Here is a 16575-nt window from a genome sequence, read left to right on the forward strand (position 1 = left end):
TGAAGTTCGACAAGACTGGTCAGTGTGAACACCGAGAACAAAGCTGCGAATACGGTGGGAGTGCATCCAGTGCAGCAGATTTCATTCCCCATCAATTGAGCATCACGGTCACCGCAATTCCCTGTACCTCTGCTAGTCTCGTGCTTTGGGGTGAGACTCGGACGACGATGAGGAGCTCCCGCGATGGGCCACGCAAGGTGCAACTGCGGTGCAGTCACGCTCTCGCTTCCGGACGAGCCGTCCAGGATCGTCGTTGCTTGTCACTGCATCGACTGTCAGCGCCGAACCGGCGCGCCGTTCGGTGTCGGCGCCTACTACCCCGAAGAAGCCGTCACCGTGTCAGGAATTACAAAGGAGTTCACGCATGCCGCCGCAAGCGGCGGGGACATGCATAACTATTTTTGTCCGCAGTGCGGATCGACAGTCTGTTGGAGAGTGACTGGCCTGCCTGCGATGATCGGCGTTGCAGTCGGCGCGATGGCAAATCCCAAATACCCTGCCCCGATCATATCGATTTTCGAGCAATCGAAACACGACTGGGTCAAAATCGAGGGTGCCGTGAAGCATTTCCGGGAAAACTACCATCCGGACAAGTCAGACTGAGAAAACATCGCTTTCGGCGACGCTAAGTGCGCTCACCGCCGGCATCGCGCATTCTGATGATCACGATGATGGCGATGAACCCGGCAACCACGATCGAGAGAATCCAGTTCTGCAGGATAAAGCCGATGACGCTGAGTAAGACGGCTCCTGCGTACCAGATCACCAGGAGCACGAAGGCCAGAACAGACTGAAAGAGGTCCATGCCATCTCTCCACGCGGTTGCGTCTCAAGACCCTATCGCTCACCGGTTTATGGTTTCTTTCCTCATGATCTCGGGATCTCCCATGCGGGCGGCGGCTCGATCCCGCCTTCATGAAGTACATCAAGCGACATCCCGGCCAGTCGGGGGCCAAGATCGGGAGATGGTGAACCAAGCTGACTGCCCCGGCCACTAAAGGGCATAGCTGGAAGGTATTTCGCCGTGAAATGGTTCAAACGATACGCAATTGGCTGCCTGATTTGGCTGGTTTTAGGTGGCATCAACGATGGCTATCGGCGGCCCGGCCAGGACATGCGTTGGGGGGCCATCGTCATCGTAGCGAGCGCCTGGCCGATCGTCACCGCCGTCATCGTGGGCAGCGCCGTTGGCGAGGTCGCGCACAATATGAGCCAGGGGTGATTGAGCAGGACTGGTCCAGGCCCGGAATTGCGGTCCAGCGCGATCACCTTGTTGCAGTCCAGTGCACCCACTTGTTGCCACTCGTCCTCCGCAGCATCAGGTTGAGCGGACTGTGACTGCAATCTCGCAATCCCCGCAATTTGGCTCGACCCGCGCCGCCCCGGAAACTCCGGCTTCACGAGGACGATCCGTGCGCGACGTCGTAGGTCGTCGCAACAATTTCAAGTTGACTCCCCTATGGAATATAGTTAATAGGAATCTTTTCATAGTTTCAAAGTCCATTGATCATGACATTTCGAATGAAAGCTTTTCGTACCGTCGCGGCAATCGCCTTGGGTTGCGTTGCTGCCACCAGCGCCGGCGCTGCCACGATATCGGAGACCTGGCTCGGCGCGAGCGACTTCAACAGCGCCGAATATGAATTCCTCCTCGGTCCAATCCAGGTCAGCAAGCTCGTCGGGGTTTCAGGACCTGGCACTTTTGACCCCTGCTGCTCCAGCGGCACCACCTCCTTCGAGATGGATCTGCGCGTGGATGGCCAGTGGACGAGCCGCGGAGAGATCCCTCCGAGTCCTTGCAGCAGTTCTTGAACTTATTGCTGTTCCTCCATCCCGTCGATTTTGGGACCAACAGGTCGGTCTCTGCCATTCGTTTGACGTCGGATCCCCCGGGCGCGCCACGCGTGGTCAGTGATGATCCCATCTGCCAAAAGCTAGCCTCCGGATGTGTGACGGCCGCTGATCCGAACTTCGACAATATCGGTTTCAGCAGAACGAACTCGTCCGCGGAAGTCTTCACGTTCGAAAGCATCGACGCTCCGACGCCCGCCTCTGCGGTGCCGGAGCCGCAAACCTGGGCCATGATGATACTTGGCTTTTTCAGTCTCGGCTTTGCGGCCTATCGGCGGAACGCGGCACTCCGCACGAGCTAGCCTACACAGCACCGGAAGGGCGTACGCATCGCGGACGCGCGAGTTTCGCCTCGGCCGCGTCGGCCTGCACGCAGGGCTATCGCGTTTGGTCAGACCCGTCATTCCGGGGCGCCCGAAGGGCGAACCAGGAATCTCGAGATTTTCAGGTGCGCAATTGCGCACCATAGTTCGATGCTTTGCATCGCCCCGGAATGACGGGAATCGGTGGGCGCAAGCCGGTATTGGGAAGAACGCTGCCTGACAGTGCGAGCGCCATATGCGATAGCCCTGGGCCCGCGCGCGGTGCGTTTTCTGCCCTTATTGGACCAGTGACTGCAAAATCTGCTGAAACATCTGGGCCGGGTCGCTCTGACCGGACGGTGCGTCTCTGCGGCACACGCCCTCAAGCGCCCCCTTGAGGCCGCCGCTCACGCGGTCGAGTTCGCCAATCTTCAGCTCACGCGTGTCATTCGGAATCGTGTGGGTCATTTGAATTCTCCCGCTGTTTTCTGTACGGATCATCGCTTCGTGATGTGTCTGTGCAAGAGAGCCGCGCGTTGGACCGTGACAAACCTCACATTGTGCCTTCACAACTTCCTCAGCAGGATCGCGCCAACCCCGCCGCCCGCCGCCATGACGACGAAGAGAGGGGCGCTGAGATACCCGCCCCGCACCGCCTGAAGGCCGGCGAGAACAAGCAAGATGATTGCGACATATCGCATGACAAACTCCGTTCATCGGAGAGTGTCGATATCGGCGCGCCCGTGCTGTGACCGGCATCACCGTTGTCCGAAAGCAACGCCCCGCCTTGTCACCGCCAATGCGAGTTGGGGTGAAGCTCATCATCAGCACCTCGTTAGTCGTGCGGCTTCCGCGTCCTGCGCCTTTAATAGCCGCAGGCCCTGCGCACGCGAGCCTGATAACGTTGTCGCGCGTTCGGATTCAGTTGCTCCACTTCCGCGCAATCGCTCTCGTAGATCGGATTCTCGCGAGTGCCATTGCCCCTATCTGCGGCGCTGGGTGGCAAACCGACACGTTTGTTGGGGCGCCCGTCGACACGCAGGTCCACGGGTCCGTTCGGCTGACGCGTATCGACTTGCGCCAGCGCAGGAGCAGCCCCTGCCAAAAGGCCAATCAAGCAAAGTGTGAAGCAGCGCATCTCGAACCTCCCGGAGGTTGTTCGTACCGATAGGGCAGCTCGGAGAATTCTGTTCCAATTTGTTTGCGAAATTGCGGCGACAATGCACCAAGCGCGTTCGCGATCATCCGCCTGATAATCCTTCGGTTCGGTGTGCGGTGGTCGTTCGCTATGATTGGGTGCCCTGTCACCGTGGCGCGCTGCCTCTGGACACCAGACCTCAGCAAAACCATCTTCTCCCTGAACTTCGTTAACGCTCAAGGGACACCAGAGTGCTACGCCACCTTCCCCGGCGCCCAAGGCAAGAAGTGCTGCAACGCATCTTTTGCAAGAAATGCCAGAGGAACGCTGCCGCCAGATCAACGGATGGCCGGCCTGACTGCGTGCATGTCTAAGGCGGCGAGGAAATAGACTAAGGACATACCGATTGCGAAGCCCCGCCTATTGCGGGGTTGGCTCTTGCGCTCAAGTGAGTTGCAGCGCCTTCCATCACGGTGACGGGTTCACTTAATTGTTGCCGACCATCATCATTGTTGCCGACCATCATCGTCGACCGCACCAACCGCCGGGTCGGTCGGAATTTAGTGCACTGTCACCGTAATTCCGAGTTCGATTTGCATATGATCCCGCATGGCCCAGCCGACGATCTTTCGGCTGAACAGATCCATAACGGCCGCCAGATACAGCCAGCCCTCCGCGGTCGGGATGTAGGTGATATCAGCGAGCCAGACCCGGTTCGGGGCATCCGCCGTGAAGTCGCGCGCGATCAGGTTCGGCGCGATCGGCAGGTCGTGACGGCTGTCAGTGGTGCGAACCCGACGGGGTCGCGCCATGATCGCTCGAATGCCATATCGACGCATTAGCCGTTCGATCCGGCCGCGGCTGGCACCGCGTCCCTGTGTCCGCAGAGCGGCATGAACGCGAGGACTGCCGTAGCGTCCGCTGCTGTCGCGATGGACCTGCTGGATCTCGGCCAGGAGCGCGGCATTGGATTTTGTCCGTTCGCCCACCGGGCGATCGCGCCAGGCATAATAGCCGGCCGGCGAGACCTCGAGCACGGCACACATCAGCCGTACCGGATAGCTGTCGCGGTGGTCTTCGATGAAACGGAAGCTCATGTTCGGGTTCCGGCGAAGATCGCGATCGACTTTTTTAAAATGTCGCGCTCCATGCGCAGCCGTTCGTTCTCCTGGCGCAGACGGGCGATCTCCGAAGCCTGGTCCGCCGACATCGGCGTCGCCTGCGTGGTGGGGCGCCACGCCGCCGATGCCGGCTGCTGCCGGAACTGGTCGACCCAGCGCCGCAGCACCGAGTCGCGCAGACCGAGCTCCTTGGCCACCGACGTGACCGAGCGACCGCTCGAGATCACCAGCTCGACCGCCTGGCGCTTGTACTCCTCGGTAAACGACCGACGTTGACGTTCCATTCGACACCTCCGGGCTCAATGAGCCTACTACAGGTGTCCACTCATTCGGAGGAGGTTCAAACCTTGGTGCTCGGATTATCGATCAAAAATGCAGCGATGATATCGCCAAGCATTCTATCGATGAATGAGGTGATGACGAGCGCCATGCCTCTATCCGTTTCATTGTTTAACTCTTCGAGCGCGGCAAGAAACCCTCTGTAATGCGGGTCCTTCTCCCAAATCTCGTCACGGGCTGTTGCGTAGGCTTCTGCCCAGTCCGGCGCTTTGTAGTCGCTCACAAACTAGCTCCGTCGATCAGGAACGCTATTCCTCCCTAATACCATCGATCGAGTGAGGCTTATTAAGGAAATCACTCATCCCACCAGTGCTTGATATCTGACGAGCCGGCCCATAAAACTCGTTCGCTATCACCAGCCCGCCAGTCCTGCGACTTCAGTCTGCGGTTCGCCGATAGCGAAATTGAGTGCACGTCACCTGTAATTCCAAAAAAACCACGCCGGGAATGATCCTTAGGGCACCCTGTTCCAAACCGTGCCGTTGTGCCAATCTATTCTCCTTAGATCCTCCGAAACGCTTGCTTGTAGATTCCAACACCCAACAAACGTTCTCCGCCCAGAAATCGTGCCGACGGACGATTCATTTCTCTCGTTAGTGCACCTGAGAACGCGGTCAGATTGCGAGATGTGCTCCTGACCGGTACATTTTCCTTCGCAGGTATAGAGACCACTTAAGTTGGGCACTTCGAATGAGCAGACGATCTGATCAACAGAGTAGCCGCACCTGTTGCCACTGCGCGATGAGATTCTCGTTGGTGTAAAGCTATCGCACATTGGCGCCATAAGGGCCTGAATGGACTTGCCGCAATCGAGCCAGACGGCACCTACAGGGCACTGATCCGAATACTCGCCTTGGCACACCTGAAGCGCCGTAGTGGTCATCGGACCTTTAGTCGTGGTCGTCGGACCTTTAGAAGCGTTCAGCTGTCCTTGCAGCGCCGCAATCTTTTCAACCAATTCGTCGGCGACCTTCACGGCTCCTGCGGCTCGGAAATTTTGTTCCGCCACGTTGTAGGCCCACTGCCCCGCCAAAAACACACCCCAGCTAAAGAGAAACAGTAGGAGAACAGTTGCGATCGAACTCCAATCCCAAGCGACGAGCCGCAACCGACGCCGCGCAGAGATCACCAGTTCTTCCAACAGGCCGGCTTGGCTTTGGGGAAAACCATTAAATCTCGGCCACGCCATTTCTCGGAAAGGCCCGTCCAGTCTCCCGTTCTTAATCAACGCGGCCTGGGCTGTATTAAAACCGTGGAGGATCAGAGCTGCCACTTCTTCGGCCGAGAACGCATCAAGATCAGTGCGCACTTTTGCAATTGCGCGCTGTTGCTCGACCGTCAATCGCTTTTCATTCTTGTTTGCCTTTGGGAGAGTGTCCTTGATACCCACTTTCACAAATTTGGATCTCTTGATGGGGTCATTCTCTAGCGCGTCGAGCTGGAGCGAGCTTACGCGCGTCATCAAGAGGTCGCTTGCGCGTACGTTGCGGCTCACTGGCCAAGCGTAGTCCTTATCGAACTCCGAATCGAAATCACCCTCAGCGTCGCTGATCAAAACGTATTCAGCATCCTTGCTAAGCTCGAACAGACGGTTGATACCAAGATTGTCGTAGACGCCACCGTCAGTTAGACGAAACACACCCTTGAATGCGTCCTTACTGCAGACAAGCGTTTCGCTCGATATCTCGATCGGAGGAAAGAGAGGCGGAAATGCCGAAGAAGCGGCGACAGCGTACCAAACAGGCGTTTGATCCAAGGGAACACGCTTAGGAACATAAACAATTTCGCCAGGCTTCGTTTCACTTTCTTCTCTTTCGTACCAATTGAACGAGTCATTGCTGAAAAAGCAGGCTGAGCCGGTCGTCAGGCTAGTGCAATTGATAAAGATTTCTCGTCCGCTCGCGCGGAGGTCTTGTAACTCGGCAGTTTGAAACAGGTGGGTTCTAAAGAGCCTCTGCAAAAGGTTGCCGACCGTCCAGCGATATTTCTTTGGTAGAAGAAAGCGCGGGATCACTGTGAGCCACGCGAAGATTGTGCGTCGAATGATTTTCCCGCGTATGTCCGCCTGGGTAAACTTGATGAGTTTGTCGGCGGCCCCATCGAAGTTAGTTTGATATTGGTCCCAGTTTAGAACGACGTGGGCCGCCAGAATGCTACCGCCTGAAACGGATCCAATGTAGCCAACCTGATCCAGCTTCTTCCGCTCGTGCAAGAGCACAAGCACACCAAGATGAAATAACGTCGCGCGAAATCCACCGCCAGACAACGCAAGGGCAATCTTCTTTCCACCATCGTCCATGCCAAAAAGACCTCAAAATAATGGGATCTAGTCAACCTTGAATTGCGAAGTTTTTCAAGCTCGTTCGCTCTGAGAAGGCCAAGTTGAGCTGCTGCCGGTTCGATGGACTGCAAATGAGACGCACGCTCCCCTCCCGCACTCTTTCTCCCCGCCCCCTGCCCCTCCTCCCACTTTCCTGCTATCTCTCTCCCGCCGTTCCGGCCCGAAACCAAAAACCCTCTGATCATCCAAGGGAGCAAGAAACATGCGTTATCTCCACACCATGCTGCGCGTGCGCAATCTCGATGTCGCGCTGAAGTTTTACCAGGATGCGCTGGGGCTGAAGGAGGTGCGGCGGATCGAGAACGACAAGGGGCGCTTCACGCTCGTGTTCCTGTGCTCGGCGGATGATCTCGAGGCGCTGAAGAAGCAGCCGCAATCGCGCGGCGCGCCGCTGGTCGAGCTCACCTACAATTGGGACGAGGAGAAATATGGCGAGGACCGCTTCTTCGGCCATCTCGCCTATGAGGTCGACGACATCTACGCCACCTGCGAGAAGCTGATGAAGGCCGGCGTCACCATCAACCGGCCGCCGCGCGACGGCAACATGGCCTTCGTGCGCTCGCCGGATCTGCACTCGATCGAGCTGTTGCAGAAGGGCGAGCCGAAGGCGCCGCAGGAACCGTGGACGTCGATGCCCAACACCGGCCACTGGTAAAGTCCGCACCACAGGAACCAGCCCCATCCGCCGGTGTTGTCCCTCCAACAAATGCAAATTGGAGGAGAACGCGATGGGACGCGGAATTTTGTTGTGGCTGCTGGGCGTGCCGATCCCGGTGATCATTCTGCTGTGGCTGTTCTTCGGCCACTGATCCTGATTCAACGACCAGTGCAACGGCTTACACCGAGCTGACACGTGCAATGAAAGCTTCGCCCCGGGCGGAGCTTTTTGCATGAGGGGCTCACGGCATTGCGCGTCGCTCCATGCCGTGAATTCCGCTATCAACCGCGGCAAGTCAAAACGGCCAAGTCAAAACGATCAAGTCAAAACGCCGCGGGAGACGCTTGATGCCTGACACGCAGCTGACGATCTGGGGACGCGCCAATTCGGTCAACGTGCAGAAGGTGCTGTGGTGCCTGGCCGAGCTCAACCTGCCCTGTCAGCGCATCGACGCCGGCATGCAATATGGCAAGACCCGCGAGGCCGACTATCTCGCGATGAACCCGAATGCGCGGATCCCGACGCTGGTCGAGGGCGATTTCGTGCTGTGGGAATCCAATTCGATCATGCGTTATCTCTGCCTCGCGCACGGGCGCGGCACGCCGATCTATCCGGAGACGCCGAAGCTGCGCGCCGGCATCGACCGCTGGCTCGACTGGACGCTGTCGACGGTGCAGCCGGTCGACCGCCCGGTGTTCTGGGGCATCGTGCGCACCGCGCCCGCCGAGCGCGACATGATCAAGGTTCAGCAGGATGCAGATGCCGCCTCCGAGGTCTGGACGATCGCCGACCGCCTGCTCGCGACGCGGCCTTTCATGGAAGGCGATGCGTTCACGCTCGCCGACATCGCCGTGGGTGCCTATGCGCGGCGCTGGCTCGGCGTCGAGGGGATCAGCCGGCCGGCGCAGCCGAACCTGACGCGGTGGCTCGCCGAGCTCGGCAAGCGGCCCGGATTTGCAGAGCACGTGGCGCCGCCGATGTCGTGAACCGCTGACCGAGTTTAAGCTCTGGCGAGAGCGCGGTGAATCGCGCCGGCCGCGCAAACAGCCCGCACTTGACGGCTACTGTGCATGGGGTTGTTTTCGCGGTTTTTGTTGTGGCGACGTCCGCCCTCAGCGCCCGGTCACGGCGTCGACCCTGACGGAGCCGCCGATCTTGACGCAGGTCTCCTCGACCATGGTGAAGCCGCGGCCGAAGGCGGCGCAGCCATTGGCCTTCGCCGCCCCCGCGGTGCCCTTCAGCGGCAGGGTCTTGCCGGACTGCGGCCCTCCGGCCGGCGGCAGGCGCAAGGGCTCGGCGGTGGCCGTGGAGGTCAGTGCAAAGGAGATCAGGACGAGGACTGTGGGGCGCATCCCGCCTTGTACCCGGGACCCGGGCCCGGCGCCATCCGGCGGCCGTCAGAGGAACTTGATGCCGGCCGACTTGCCGCGGCGCCAGACCACCTGGCAGCTCCGCCCGGTCCGCGCATCCCGTGCAAAGGCCATCCGGATCACGCCCGGGAGCTGGCTTGCGTCCTCGTCCATGGTGATCCTGGCGCCCGAGGCCGAGATGTCCTGGACGAGGCAATGCCGCGCCGCGAATCCGCCGTCGAGCGTGATCCAGGCATGCTGCGACAGCAATTTGCGGGCTGCGCGCTTCTTGGGCGGTGGCATCGGCTAAAGATCTCTCCCGCTCCAGCGCTAGCCCGGGAACCCTAAGAAACGGTTGAAATGACCGTCCGAACGGTCCCGGGGCAGGCTATCCACCGCCGCCAAAACAGCGTTCCGGAACGGCTTGCCCACGGGCCCAAAGGCCACTATACGTTCGCCCGCTGCAAGCCGCCGGGCACGACTCGGCCGGCCAGCGGGCCTGTCGCCAGATGCGATCAGGCCTTGCGTTTGCTCCCTTCGTCTATCGGTTAGGACGCCACCCTTTCACGGTGGAGAGAGCGGTTCGATTCCGCTAGGGAGCGCCACCGGGCAAATTGCCGAAAAATATCAAAGCAATTTCAACGTATTACGAGACAGCGAAAATCGCTGTTACACAGTTTGTTGCACACTTCCAGGCCGCACTTGTTCGACGTTCGTTCCCGCGCCAGATAGTCCCGCGATGCCCGACGATCTCACCATGCGCAAAACCGTCATCGGCGGCGAAACCGCGCCCGACGACTATGCCGTGATCTGGGACGGCTTGCCGATCGGCCGCATCTTCCGATCGGCGAGCGTCGGCGGCGCGGATGCATGGTCCTGGTCGGTCGCGCTGCCGAACGTGCCGCAGCCAAGCGCGCACCGCGGCCGCGCCACAAGCCTCGACCAGGCCAAGGCGCAATTCCGGATCGCATGGACGGACCTGCAAGGCCAGATCAGCTACGACCAGATCCGCCAGGCGCGCGCGCTCGATGCCGATCGCAGCCGGCCCTGGCATCGCCGCGGATGAGCTGGTCGCGCGCGTTCGACGAGCCGATCGCGCTGCCGGGCGGCCGCAGCCTGGTGACGCTGCGCGACGCCGGCGCCTATATCACCGCCCTGCCCGCCGCGACGCAGACGCGCCCGGAATGGCAGGCCGCGGCCGAGGCGCTGCTGCTGGTCGCCGAGCGCGGCGGCCCGACCATGCTCGCCCGCATCGGCATGATGCGCGCGCTCAACGCCGGCAAGCCGCCGCCGGAGGTCGAGCGGGGCAAGCGCGTCAAAACCTACCGGCTGATCAGTTGAAACAAAAACGCCGGCAGAGCCAGCGCGATCTAGGCATCAGCCGGCGGCGTCAGCGCGGCGCTTACCCCGCGGTCGTCGCCGACGGCATGGTTGCCAGTGTCACGATCGACCTTGAGTAGACCACCAGCCACTGGCAGCGAGTTGCGCCAACTTAGCGCGCGCTTCTCAATCAAGTGCCACGATAACAGGGAGACACTCAGCGTGAGCCCAAGGGCGGCGGCGCAAAGCCACCACCCCTTCAACCCCTGCTGCTCATACAGCCAGATCAGTATCGGGAAGTGGTAAACGTAGATGCCGAGGCTCAGATCTCCGATCCGTTGCTTATAGCCAGCGAACACTGGCCTTGCATAAAGGCCCAGCGTCAAAAGCGCGTAGGCCATCGGCGGCCCGATGCAGAGCGCATATAGCGCGCTTCCTGCGAACGGAGTGTTTCTCATCCACAGAACCGAGGCTAGACATGCTACGGCTGCAAGCGGGGACCATGGCACGCGATCTCTGACGAGGTAAAGGGTCGAGCCTGCGATGAATGACAGCAACACGCTTATGATTGGCGCTGTTGCGAACGGCAAATAGGTGCTGGCGACAGATATCGCGGCATAGAGGCCGAACAGCCACAGAATTGCGCGACGCGCCGACCGATACATGCCGAGAGCGAAGCAGCAAGCGAGCAGAGCGTAAGTGATTTCCTCCAGGCTGAGGCTCCACAACGGAGGATTGGCGAAGCGGCTGCAGAGACTCATACAGACCCAATCGGTCAGCGCGCGGAGGATACTTCCTCCGGTCATCGAGACCAGCAGAAGGGAGAGCAGAAAAGCCGGACCGATCCGCAACGCCCGCTTCCAGGCGAAGTGCAAATAGCCGTCCGACCGAAACATGCTGTCCGTGATCAGATAGCCGGAAATGGCAATGAAGGCCGGGACCCACGGCAATTGGGGATACTCGACGCCGATGAACTGCCCGGCGTGGAAGGAAAATACGCCAAGCGCGAGCAGCGTCCGGATGAAATCGAGATTGTTCCGCGGCGAGATGGTCATCGCGGACACTTAGGTCGGCACACGGTTCGGCCAGCCCGAATACCATGCCACAGGCTTGCCTTCGCGCGACAGCACGATCAGCGCCGCGATCGTAATGAAGACCATCCCCATGCCGATCGAGCCGGTGAGAAATGTCGTCGCCGCTGTCGAGACAAATACGAACAGGCTCGAAAGCGCCAGGGCCAGAGCCAGGGCCCTGTTGCAGGACGGAGTTCGAGCATAGAGCCAGCAAGTGAGGCCGAACAGAAGAAACCAGGTGGCCAACCCCAGCAGGCCTTGCTTGTAGAGAATTTCCAGATAGTTCAGCTCGATCCGACTGCGCTGATCGATCTTTGCACCGAAGCCGCGGCCAATGAGCAGCGTACGCAGGTCAAGATGATCGGCAACGAAGCGGATGTCGCCAGAACGATAAGAATCTGTCCGCCGCCCCAAGCTCTCCACAATGGAAGTGCCCTCAGTGTTGCCAGCGCTAGGCGCCGCGGCCGCGGCTGCCCCCTGTGCGACTTCGGGAGGCAGACTCTTGTCGGCATTATGCGCGAAGAGCGTGAACGCAACGAGGACCACCAACTGGCCGATCAGCCGGAACGCCCGGCGATCGTGCGTCATGATGACGCTGACGACCAGGCATAGCGCCAGCGCGAACGTGAGGCTCCGCGTCAGCGTGAAAGCCACCGCAGCGACAGCGACCGTGCCCGCAATCTTGGTTAGCTTGAAAGGATCGAGCGACAGCAGAATGGCCGCAATGCAAACGTAAAACATCCCCTTGTAGAAAAAACCTACGAAAGGCGCATGTTTGTCAACGGTGTGTCGGAAGATAAACTCGTCGCTCGCGCCCAAGGTGTCGTAGATCGCGCCATAGCTCACGAGACCAAGTTTGGCGCTGAGGAGCAACAGCAGATAGGACGATGCCAGCAGAACTCCCGACGCTACGACGATCGAGACTACTGTCGTCACCTCATGCCGCGACCGTATGGCAACAACGAAAAACAGCAGCATCGGGAAATACAGCAACGGCTTCAATTCAAGCATGATAGCCGCGACCGAGCTTGTATTGACCTCCATAGCCGGCCGCCCGGCGCTCAAGACGTACCCTGTATCAAAGTTACCGGCGAGATAGCCGTACAGGAACCCGAAGCTCGTCACACCGCAAAATATCGCCAGCAGCCACCAGATTGCGCGCGGCGGCCGACATTCTGGCCGCGCCACAACGCTAGCGACGGCCCAAATCATGCACAGTATGAACAGCAGGTCCCTCAGTCTGACGCTGCCGACTTGCGCAAGATAACCGTTTCCGCCCAGCGCCAAATCAGTCACGACAAAGATCAGCAACACCGTGCCGATGGTCGGATTCGCGAGGACAGCAAGCCCGGCGCGCGCAGAAGGGTAGGACAGCGCGAGACTAATGATTGCCATCACGGGCAGCGCGGCGAAACCCGCGATGAGGCTCGCCGTGCCACGTTCGGCATGGACCGTCTCCTGCGGAAGATCTGCCGCCACAACGATCACGCTGAGCCGGTCGAAAGGCGTGCTGCGCAGCCATTCATCCAAGTTGTCGGCCACCAGCGCATGCGCCTGCTCCGGGGTGTCACCGTATGCCTCAACGTAGAGGACGCGCGACGTGTCGGAACTCGGTCCTATGGCTTCCCTAAAGGTAATCTTCATCCGCTTCTGCTGGACGCGGACCGGAAGCACCTCTGGGCCGGGTTTCTGCCAGGCCCGAAAGTTTGCCTCCTGGGCCGGGGTGAGCCGCACGACGGCCGAACTGCGATACGCCCCCGGCAAGGACGGGTTGACGGCAAAAAACGCGAGCGCGGCCAGTAGAGCACCGCCGAGGATCAGCCACCACCAGCGCACGAACGCACGCAGCAGACGAGCGTCGAAGACGCGTAAATCATTGTTGCTATAGGTCAAAATATTCCAACCCACACCCCGACCGCCTCATATACACGGCATGCGTGCGCGTATCAACCCACGAAGAGGTTTCTAGTTACCCTCGCAGGTGGAACTTGAGCACACAAAAAAAATGAGAGGACGGGCGCGCGCCGGGCTCAATACCCATTTGGACCTCGCTTTGCGTCCCGCGATCCGCAGAGACGACGCGGGATTGAGAAGTGGACCGCACGCGCAAGTCGCGTCATCGCCGCACCTGTACAAAAAAGCCCGGCGCGCAGGGTCATTGCGCGCCGGGCTCGGCCGAGCCACAGGGGCCCGGCATCCGTCCGGGAGGCGAACGCGGACGAATTCAGGTCGAGGGCTTCTCCGGCTCCGCCGCCAGCGTGAAGTCGAGATAGAACTTCTGGCCCGGCTCGATCATGCCGAGCAGCGACGGGTTGGCGATGGTAAGCGACAGCTCGCCCGAAGGACTGAAGTTCGCATAGGTATTGTCCTCGTCGGAGCCATCCGCCGGATAACTCTTCGCCGCGACAGCATTGCAGGTAATTCGATCCGAGCCCGTGAAGCGCTCGACCTTGTTGACCTGCATCTTTGCCCTCATGAATGCGGACATTTTCGTCTTCTCCTTTGAATGCCGGGAAACCGCCCGGCGCGGATCTCTAGTCGACCACCTCGGCCTCGACGCGCGCGACGCCGGCGCCGAGCATGCCGAGCTGCGCGGCCGGCGCGCGCGCCAAGTCGAGCACGCGACCAGGGATCGCCGGGCCGCGATCGTTGACGGTGACGACGACACTGCGGCCGCCTCTGGTCACGCGCAGCCGCGTGCCGAATGGCAAGCAGCGATGCGCCGCAGTCGGCAATGCATCGTTGAAGCGCGCGCCGGAGGCCGCGTGGCTGCCGCTTTCGCCGTTGGAGTAATAGGACGCGAGGCCGGAAAAGCGCCGCTCGCAGCCATAGGTCGCCGTCACCGTCCCGACCAGCACCGCCGCAATGACCGCGGCCACGAGCGCGGCGCCGGCGAGCCAGCCGGCGGCCGACGAGGGCCGCTCGGCCGCAGCGCGGATGGCAGCGACGATCGACAGCAGCGCGATGACGATCGCGAGCGCGACGAGGATCTTGATGGCGGCGACGCCGAACAAGGCCTCATCGAGCGGATGGCGCAGGATCTGCGGTTCAAGCTTCATGACTTCACCGAAAGGAGGGTTTTGACGCCGAGCCAGATCGCACCAAGCGTCCCGGTAACGATCACCGTGACGGCCACGCGCATGGTGATCGACTGCGCCTGTTCGACGCTCTTGCGCCACTTGCGTAGATGCTGGAAATCGGCGCGCAGCTCGATGCGGTCTTCTTCTTCGATGCCGAACGAGGTCAGGATGGTCGCCACCGCCTTGAGCACAACGTCGTCGAGATTGGCGGCATGGCGCACGTTCTCGGCATCGAGAACAGCCGCGACAACTTGGCGAATTTCAAGCTCGGTGATGCTCACTGTTTCCCCTCGGATAGCCGCTCGCGCTGCGCCGCCTGGCACTCGCGCGTCGCCGTGATATTGCGATTGGCGCCGCGAAGCGCGACGCGGTATTCGCCGACAGCGCGTTTGGGATTGCCGCCCGCGTTGATGCGGCCGTCCTCGAGCGGATCAGTGACGTTCGCGGCCAGGCGCTCGCAGTCGCGCGAGAGGTCGAGGCCGGTCGCCGGAGCGTTCCTTGTTCCAGACCAGCATGGTGACGTAGCGGAAGCCCTGCAGCTCGAGCACCTTGATGCCGATCGACAGATGCGGCGCCGTCACCCACTTGAAGAGAATGCAGTCCTCGGCGAGGCAGGCGAACCGCTCGGCGCAGCGCGCGACGATCGCCTCCGGCGTCTGCGCGTCGATCGCGGTCTCGTAATGCATCGACGGGCTTTTCTCGCTCCCGGTCTCTTCCGACCAGGCCGCGTGATGCCACTCGAAATCCTCGATCGCGACGCCGTAGAGATTTCCGGGCAATTGCTGGATGCGCCGGCCGGTCTCGGCCTCGCGCTCGGCCCGGCGCTCTTTCTTGGCCGCTATCTTGTCGCCGCGGATCTCCCGGATCAGGGGTGCCAAGGCCTTACGGGCCTCGTCGGTCAGCTTGCCGGAGGCATCGCGTGTCAGCGCCCTGGCGATCTCGGCCTGGCGCTCGACCGGCTGCGCGGCGATCTCGGCGGCAGCAGCGACGGACAGAGCACCATCGTCGACCGCCGCAACCACTTCCGGAACGGCCCGCGCGACGACGGCCCGCGCCCGGTCGATGCCGGCAACGTCTGCCGCCACCAGCCCGGCAGCCTGCTCGCGGCTAATGTTCGCAGATTGCGAAGTTTGGACCTGTCGGCCGGGCCGCATGTTGACCAGCCGGGCGCCGAGCATGCGGCGCTGGTCGTCGGTCAGATGCCGGCGGTTGAGGTTTTTCGACAGCACAAAGGCCAGAGCCTCGGCGTCGTTTTCGACCGGGGCATCGCAATACAGGCCGTAATCGTCGAGATTCGAGAGACGATCGACCGTGAGAGGCTCGCCCGACCATTTGCCCCAGGCATCGCCGAGAACCTCGCCGGTCGAGACCAGCCAGACCAGCGCGCGATAGCGGTTGCGACCATCAAGAATCTGCTCGCCGCCATCGACAGGGATCAGCCCGATGCGGTCGAGCAGCCCGTTAAGGCGGATGTCCTCGGCGAGATCGTAAAATTCCTGCCCCTCGATCAGCGGGAACAGGTTGGCGTAGGGATGCGAGACCAATGAATGCGACCTCGACGGCAGCTGCATGGTCTGCGGCGCAATCCAGGGCGAATGCTGCCGGCGGCCGGAGGGCCGGCAGTGAGCCCGCGACGTATCCAGCGCCTCCGCACCAAGGGCTCGCGCATGCCGCCCAACACGGTCAGCGTCACGCGGCCGGGCAAGTGGGGCAATCCGTTCGTATGCGGCCCCGCCTTCGAAAGCGACATGGTCAAGATCCCGGAAGTGACTCAGGCCGATGCCGCCGCGCTATATCGGACTTACCTCGAGCGATCGCTGGCAGACCACGCCTCGACGCGCGAGGCGCTCGCCGAACTGCGCGGAAAGAACCTCGCGTGCTGGTGCAAGCCCGGCGCGCCCTGCCACGCAGACGTGCTGCTAGAGCTGGCGAACCGATGACATCAATCCCGACCGAGGAGAGGCTGACGGACGCCATCGCCCTGGTCGCGGAGGTGATCGTCA

General features: G+C 61.1%; 23 protein-coding genes, 1 tRNA gene and 1 pseudogene. 10 read left to right on the forward strand and 15 right to left on the reverse strand.

Annotated elements, in window-relative coordinates; translation table 11 throughout:
- The first annotated feature begins 183 nt into the window (after window positions 1–183).
- The gene (locus ACWAT4_RS21280) at window positions 184–603 is read left to right on the forward strand and encodes a GFA family protein (protein WP_212427379.1); all 420 of its coding nucleotides are present in this window, start codon (window positions 184–186) and stop codon (window positions 601–603) included.
- 22 nt (window positions 604–625) lie between these two features.
- Here ACWAT4_RS21280 and ACWAT4_RS21285 read toward each other — a convergent pair whose 3' ends face one another.
- Window positions 626–805, reverse strand: coding sequence for a hypothetical protein (locus ACWAT4_RS21285; RefSeq protein ID WP_212303758.1), 180 nt, complete (start codon window positions 803–805; stop codon window positions 626–628).
- 219 nt (window positions 806–1024) lie between these two features.
- Here ACWAT4_RS21285 and ACWAT4_RS21290 point away from each other — a divergent pair, with 219 nt between their 5' ends.
- Window positions 1025–1222 (forward strand): hypothetical protein, encoded by a 198-nt coding sequence (locus ACWAT4_RS21290; RefSeq protein ID WP_212303759.1) that lies wholly within the window; start codon window positions 1025–1027, stop codon window positions 1220–1222.
- Window positions 1223–1493: 271 nt separating this feature from the next.
- On the opposite strand, the gene ACWAT4_RS21295 is transcribed toward ACWAT4_RS21290, so the two are convergent.
- Window positions 1494–1727, reverse strand: a complete 234-nt coding sequence (locus ACWAT4_RS21295) for a hypothetical protein (protein WP_449727950.1) — start codon at window positions 1725–1727, stop codon at window positions 1494–1496.
- 321 nt (window positions 1728–2048) lie between these two features.
- On the opposite strand from ACWAT4_RS21295, the pseudogene ACWAT4_RS21300 reads away from it, so the two are divergent.
- Window positions 2049–2153, forward strand: a pseudogene (locus tag ACWAT4_RS21300) (PEPxxWA-CTERM sorting domain-containing protein); the annotation flags it as partial.
- A gap of 297 nt (window positions 2154–2450) precedes the next feature.
- Here ACWAT4_RS21300 and ACWAT4_RS21305 read toward each other — a convergent pair.
- Entirely contained in the window at window positions 2451–2621 is a 171-nt protein-coding gene (locus tag ACWAT4_RS21305) for a hypothetical protein (protein WP_449727951.1), read from the reverse strand.
- Window positions 2622–2689: 68 nt separating this feature from the next.
- Here ACWAT4_RS21305 and ACWAT4_RS21310 point away from each other — a divergent pair, with 68 nt between their 5' ends.
- Window positions 2690–2905, forward strand: a complete 216-nt coding sequence (locus tag ACWAT4_RS21310) for a hypothetical protein (RefSeq protein ID WP_212427376.1) — start codon at window positions 2690–2692, stop codon at window positions 2903–2905.
- A 946-nt stretch (window positions 2906–3851) separates the two neighbouring features.
- Here ACWAT4_RS21310 and ACWAT4_RS21315 read toward each other — a convergent pair.
- The 4 genes from ACWAT4_RS21315 to ACWAT4_RS21330 form a co-directional block, all read right to left on the reverse strand.
- Window positions 3852–4388, reverse strand: a complete 537-nt coding sequence (locus ACWAT4_RS21315; RefSeq protein ID WP_449727952.1) for an IS3 family transposase — start codon at window positions 4386–4388, stop codon at window positions 3852–3854.
- On the reverse strand, window positions 4385–4696 hold the full coding sequence (locus ACWAT4_RS21320) for a transposase (RefSeq protein WP_449727953.1): 312 nt from the start codon (window positions 4694–4696) through the stop codon (window positions 4385–4387). The genes ACWAT4_RS21315 and ACWAT4_RS21320 overlap by 4 nt, the downstream gene beginning before the upstream one ends.
- A 56-nt stretch (window positions 4697–4752) precedes the next feature.
- Entirely contained in the window at window positions 4753–4974 is a 222-nt protein-coding gene (locus ACWAT4_RS21325; RefSeq protein ID WP_449727954.1) for a hypothetical protein, read from the reverse strand.
- Between the two features lie 231 nt (window positions 4975–5205).
- A complete protein-coding gene (locus ACWAT4_RS21330; protein ID WP_449727955.1) occupies window positions 5206–7050 on the reverse strand; it encodes a patatin-like phospholipase family protein in 1845 nt (614 codons plus the stop codon).
- A 244-nt stretch (window positions 7051–7294) separates the two neighbouring features.
- Between ACWAT4_RS21330 and ACWAT4_RS21335 the strand changes: the two genes are divergently transcribed.
- Both ACWAT4_RS21335 and ACWAT4_RS21340 read left to right on the forward strand, forming a co-directional pair.
- On the forward strand, window positions 7295–7747 hold the full coding sequence (locus tag ACWAT4_RS21335) for a VOC family protein (RefSeq protein WP_212299804.1): 453 nt from the start codon (window positions 7295–7297) through the stop codon (window positions 7745–7747).
- A gap of 350 nt (window positions 7748–8097) precedes the next feature.
- Entirely contained in the window at window positions 8098–8736 is a 639-nt protein-coding gene (locus ACWAT4_RS21340; RefSeq protein ID WP_449727956.1) for a glutathione S-transferase family protein, read from the forward strand.
- A 126-nt stretch (window positions 8737–8862) separates the two neighbouring features.
- Here the strand turns inward: ACWAT4_RS21340 and ACWAT4_RS21345 are convergent, their stop codons facing one another.
- Window positions 8863–9102, reverse strand: a complete 240-nt coding sequence (locus tag ACWAT4_RS21345) for a hypothetical protein (protein ID WP_449727957.1) — start codon at window positions 9100–9102, stop codon at window positions 8863–8865.
- Between the two features lie 45 nt (window positions 9103–9147).
- A complete protein-coding gene (locus ACWAT4_RS21350; RefSeq protein WP_212299801.1) occupies window positions 9148–9402 on the reverse strand; it encodes a PilZ domain-containing protein in 255 nt (84 codons plus the stop codon).
- A gap of 227 nt (window positions 9403–9629) precedes the next feature.
- On the opposite strand from ACWAT4_RS21350, the gene ACWAT4_RS21355 reads away from it, so the two are divergent.
- The 3 genes from ACWAT4_RS21355 to ACWAT4_RS21365 all read left to right on the forward strand — a co-directional run bounded on the left by ACWAT4_RS21355 (window position 9630) and on the right by ACWAT4_RS21365 (window position 10440).
- Window positions 9630–9704: transfer RNA gene (locus ACWAT4_RS21355), tRNA-Glu, on the forward strand.
- Window positions 9705–9838: 134 nt separating this feature from the next.
- Window positions 9839–10165 carry a hypothetical protein gene (locus tag ACWAT4_RS21360; protein WP_449727958.1) on the forward strand — a complete coding sequence of 109 codons (327 nt, stop codon included), beginning with the start codon at window positions 9839–9841 and terminating at the stop codon, window positions 10163–10165.
- Window positions 10162–10440, forward strand: a complete 279-nt coding sequence (locus ACWAT4_RS21365; RefSeq protein WP_449727959.1) for a hypothetical protein — start codon at window positions 10162–10164, stop codon at window positions 10438–10440. Before ACWAT4_RS21360 ends, ACWAT4_RS21365 begins: the two co-directional genes overlap by 4 nt.
- A gap of 29 nt (window positions 10441–10469) precedes the next feature.
- Here ACWAT4_RS21365 and ACWAT4_RS21370 read toward each other — a convergent pair whose 3' ends face one another.
- The 6 genes from ACWAT4_RS21370 to ACWAT4_RS21395 form a co-directional block, all read right to left on the reverse strand.
- The gene (locus ACWAT4_RS21370; protein ID WP_449727960.1) at window positions 10470–11474 is read right to left on the reverse strand and encodes an acyltransferase family protein; all 1005 of its coding nucleotides are present in this window, start codon (window positions 11472–11474) and stop codon (window positions 10470–10472) included.
- Between the two features lie 9 nt (window positions 11475–11483).
- Entirely contained in the window at window positions 11484–13400 is a 1917-nt protein-coding gene (locus ACWAT4_RS21375; protein ID WP_449727961.1) for a hypothetical protein, read from the reverse strand.
- 316 nt (window positions 13401–13716) lie between these two features.
- Complete coding sequence (locus ACWAT4_RS21380) at window positions 13717–13980, reverse strand: hypothetical protein (protein WP_449727962.1); 264 nt, start codon at window positions 13978–13980, stop codon at window positions 13717–13719.
- A gap of 46 nt (window positions 13981–14026) precedes the next feature.
- A complete protein-coding gene (locus tag ACWAT4_RS21385) occupies window positions 14027–14551 on the reverse strand; it encodes a septal ring lytic transglycosylase RlpA family protein (RefSeq protein WP_449727963.1) in 525 nt (174 codons plus the stop codon).
- The gene (locus ACWAT4_RS21390; RefSeq protein WP_449727964.1) at window positions 14548–14853 is read right to left on the reverse strand and encodes a hypothetical protein; all 306 of its coding nucleotides are present in this window, start codon (window positions 14851–14853) and stop codon (window positions 14548–14550) included. Before ACWAT4_RS21390 ends, ACWAT4_RS21385 begins: the two co-directional genes overlap by 4 nt.
- A 150-nt stretch (window positions 14854–15003) precedes the next feature.
- Window positions 15004–16143: a hypothetical protein gene (locus tag ACWAT4_RS21395; protein ID WP_449727965.1), complete on the reverse strand. Its 1140-nt coding sequence runs from the start codon at window positions 16141–16143 to the stop codon at window positions 15004–15006.
- A gap of 96 nt (window positions 16144–16239) precedes the next feature.
- Between ACWAT4_RS21395 and ACWAT4_RS21400 the strand changes: the two genes are divergently transcribed.
- Window positions 16240–16512, forward strand: a complete 273-nt coding sequence (locus tag ACWAT4_RS21400; RefSeq protein ID WP_449731243.1) for a DUF4326 domain-containing protein — start codon at window positions 16240–16242, stop codon at window positions 16510–16512.
- Window positions 16513–16575: the final 63 nt, after the last annotated feature.

The sequence above is a fragment of the Bradyrhizobium sp. T-1 genome (assembly GCF_053592855.1).

Excerpts from the sequence above, each read along its gene's own strand:
- ACWAT4_RS21280 (WP_212427379.1), top strand. The coding sequence starts at position 184 with ATGGGCCACGCAAGGTGCAACTGCGGTGCAGTCACGCTCTCGCTTCCG.
- ACWAT4_RS21285 (WP_212303758.1), bottom strand. The coding sequence starts at position 805 with ATGGACCTCTTTCAGTCTGTTCTGGCCTTCGTGCTCCTGGTGATCTGG.
- ACWAT4_RS21305 (WP_449727951.1), bottom strand. The coding sequence starts at position 2,621 with ATGACCCACACGATTCCGAATGACACGCGTGAGCTGAAGATTGGCGAA.
- ACWAT4_RS21315 (WP_449727952.1), bottom strand. The coding sequence starts at position 4,388 with ATGAGCTTCCGTTTCATCGAAGACCACCGCGACAGCTATCCGGTACGG.
- ACWAT4_RS21320 (WP_449727953.1), bottom strand. The coding sequence starts at position 4,696 with ATGGAACGTCAACGTCGGTCGTTTACCGAGGAGTACAAGCGCCAGGCG.
- ACWAT4_RS21330 (WP_449727955.1), bottom strand. The coding sequence starts at position 7,050 with ATGGACGATGGTGGAAAGAAGATTGCCCTTGCGTTGTCTGGCGGTGGA.
- ACWAT4_RS21335 (WP_212299804.1), top strand. The coding sequence starts at position 7,295 with ATGCGTTATCTCCACACCATGCTGCGCGTGCGCAATCTCGATGTCGCG.
- ACWAT4_RS21340 (WP_449727956.1), top strand. The coding sequence starts at position 8,098 with ATGCCTGACACGCAGCTGACGATCTGGGGACGCGCCAATTCGGTCAAC.
- ACWAT4_RS21345 (WP_449727957.1), bottom strand. The coding sequence starts at position 9,102 with ATGCGCCCCACAGTCCTCGTCCTGATCTCCTTTGCACTGACCTCCACG.
- ACWAT4_RS21350 (WP_212299801.1), bottom strand. The coding sequence starts at position 9,402 with ATGCCACCGCCCAAGAAGCGCGCAGCCCGCAAATTGCTGTCGCAGCAT.
- ACWAT4_RS21360 (WP_449727958.1), top strand. The coding sequence starts at position 9,839 with ATGCCCGACGATCTCACCATGCGCAAAACCGTCATCGGCGGCGAAACC.
- ACWAT4_RS21365 (WP_449727959.1), top strand. The coding sequence starts at position 10,162 with ATGAGCTGGTCGCGCGCGTTCGACGAGCCGATCGCGCTGCCGGGCGGC.
- ACWAT4_RS21370 (WP_449727960.1), bottom strand. The coding sequence starts at position 11,474 with ATGACCATCTCGCCGCGGAACAATCTCGATTTCATCCGGACGCTGCTC.
- ACWAT4_RS21380 (WP_449727962.1), bottom strand. The coding sequence starts at position 13,980 with ATGTCCGCATTCATGAGGGCAAAGATGCAGGTCAACAAGGTCGAGCGC.
- ACWAT4_RS21385 (WP_449727963.1), bottom strand. The coding sequence starts at position 14,551 with ATGAAGCTTGAACCGCAGATCCTGCGCCATCCGCTCGATGAGGCCTTG.
- ACWAT4_RS21395 (WP_449727965.1), bottom strand. The coding sequence starts at position 16,143 with ATGCAGCTGCCGTCGAGGTCGCATTCATTGGTCTCGCATCCCTACGCC.
- ACWAT4_RS21400 (WP_449731243.1), top strand. The coding sequence starts at position 16,240 with ATGCCGCCCAACACGGTCAGCGTCACGCGGCCGGGCAAGTGGGGCAAT.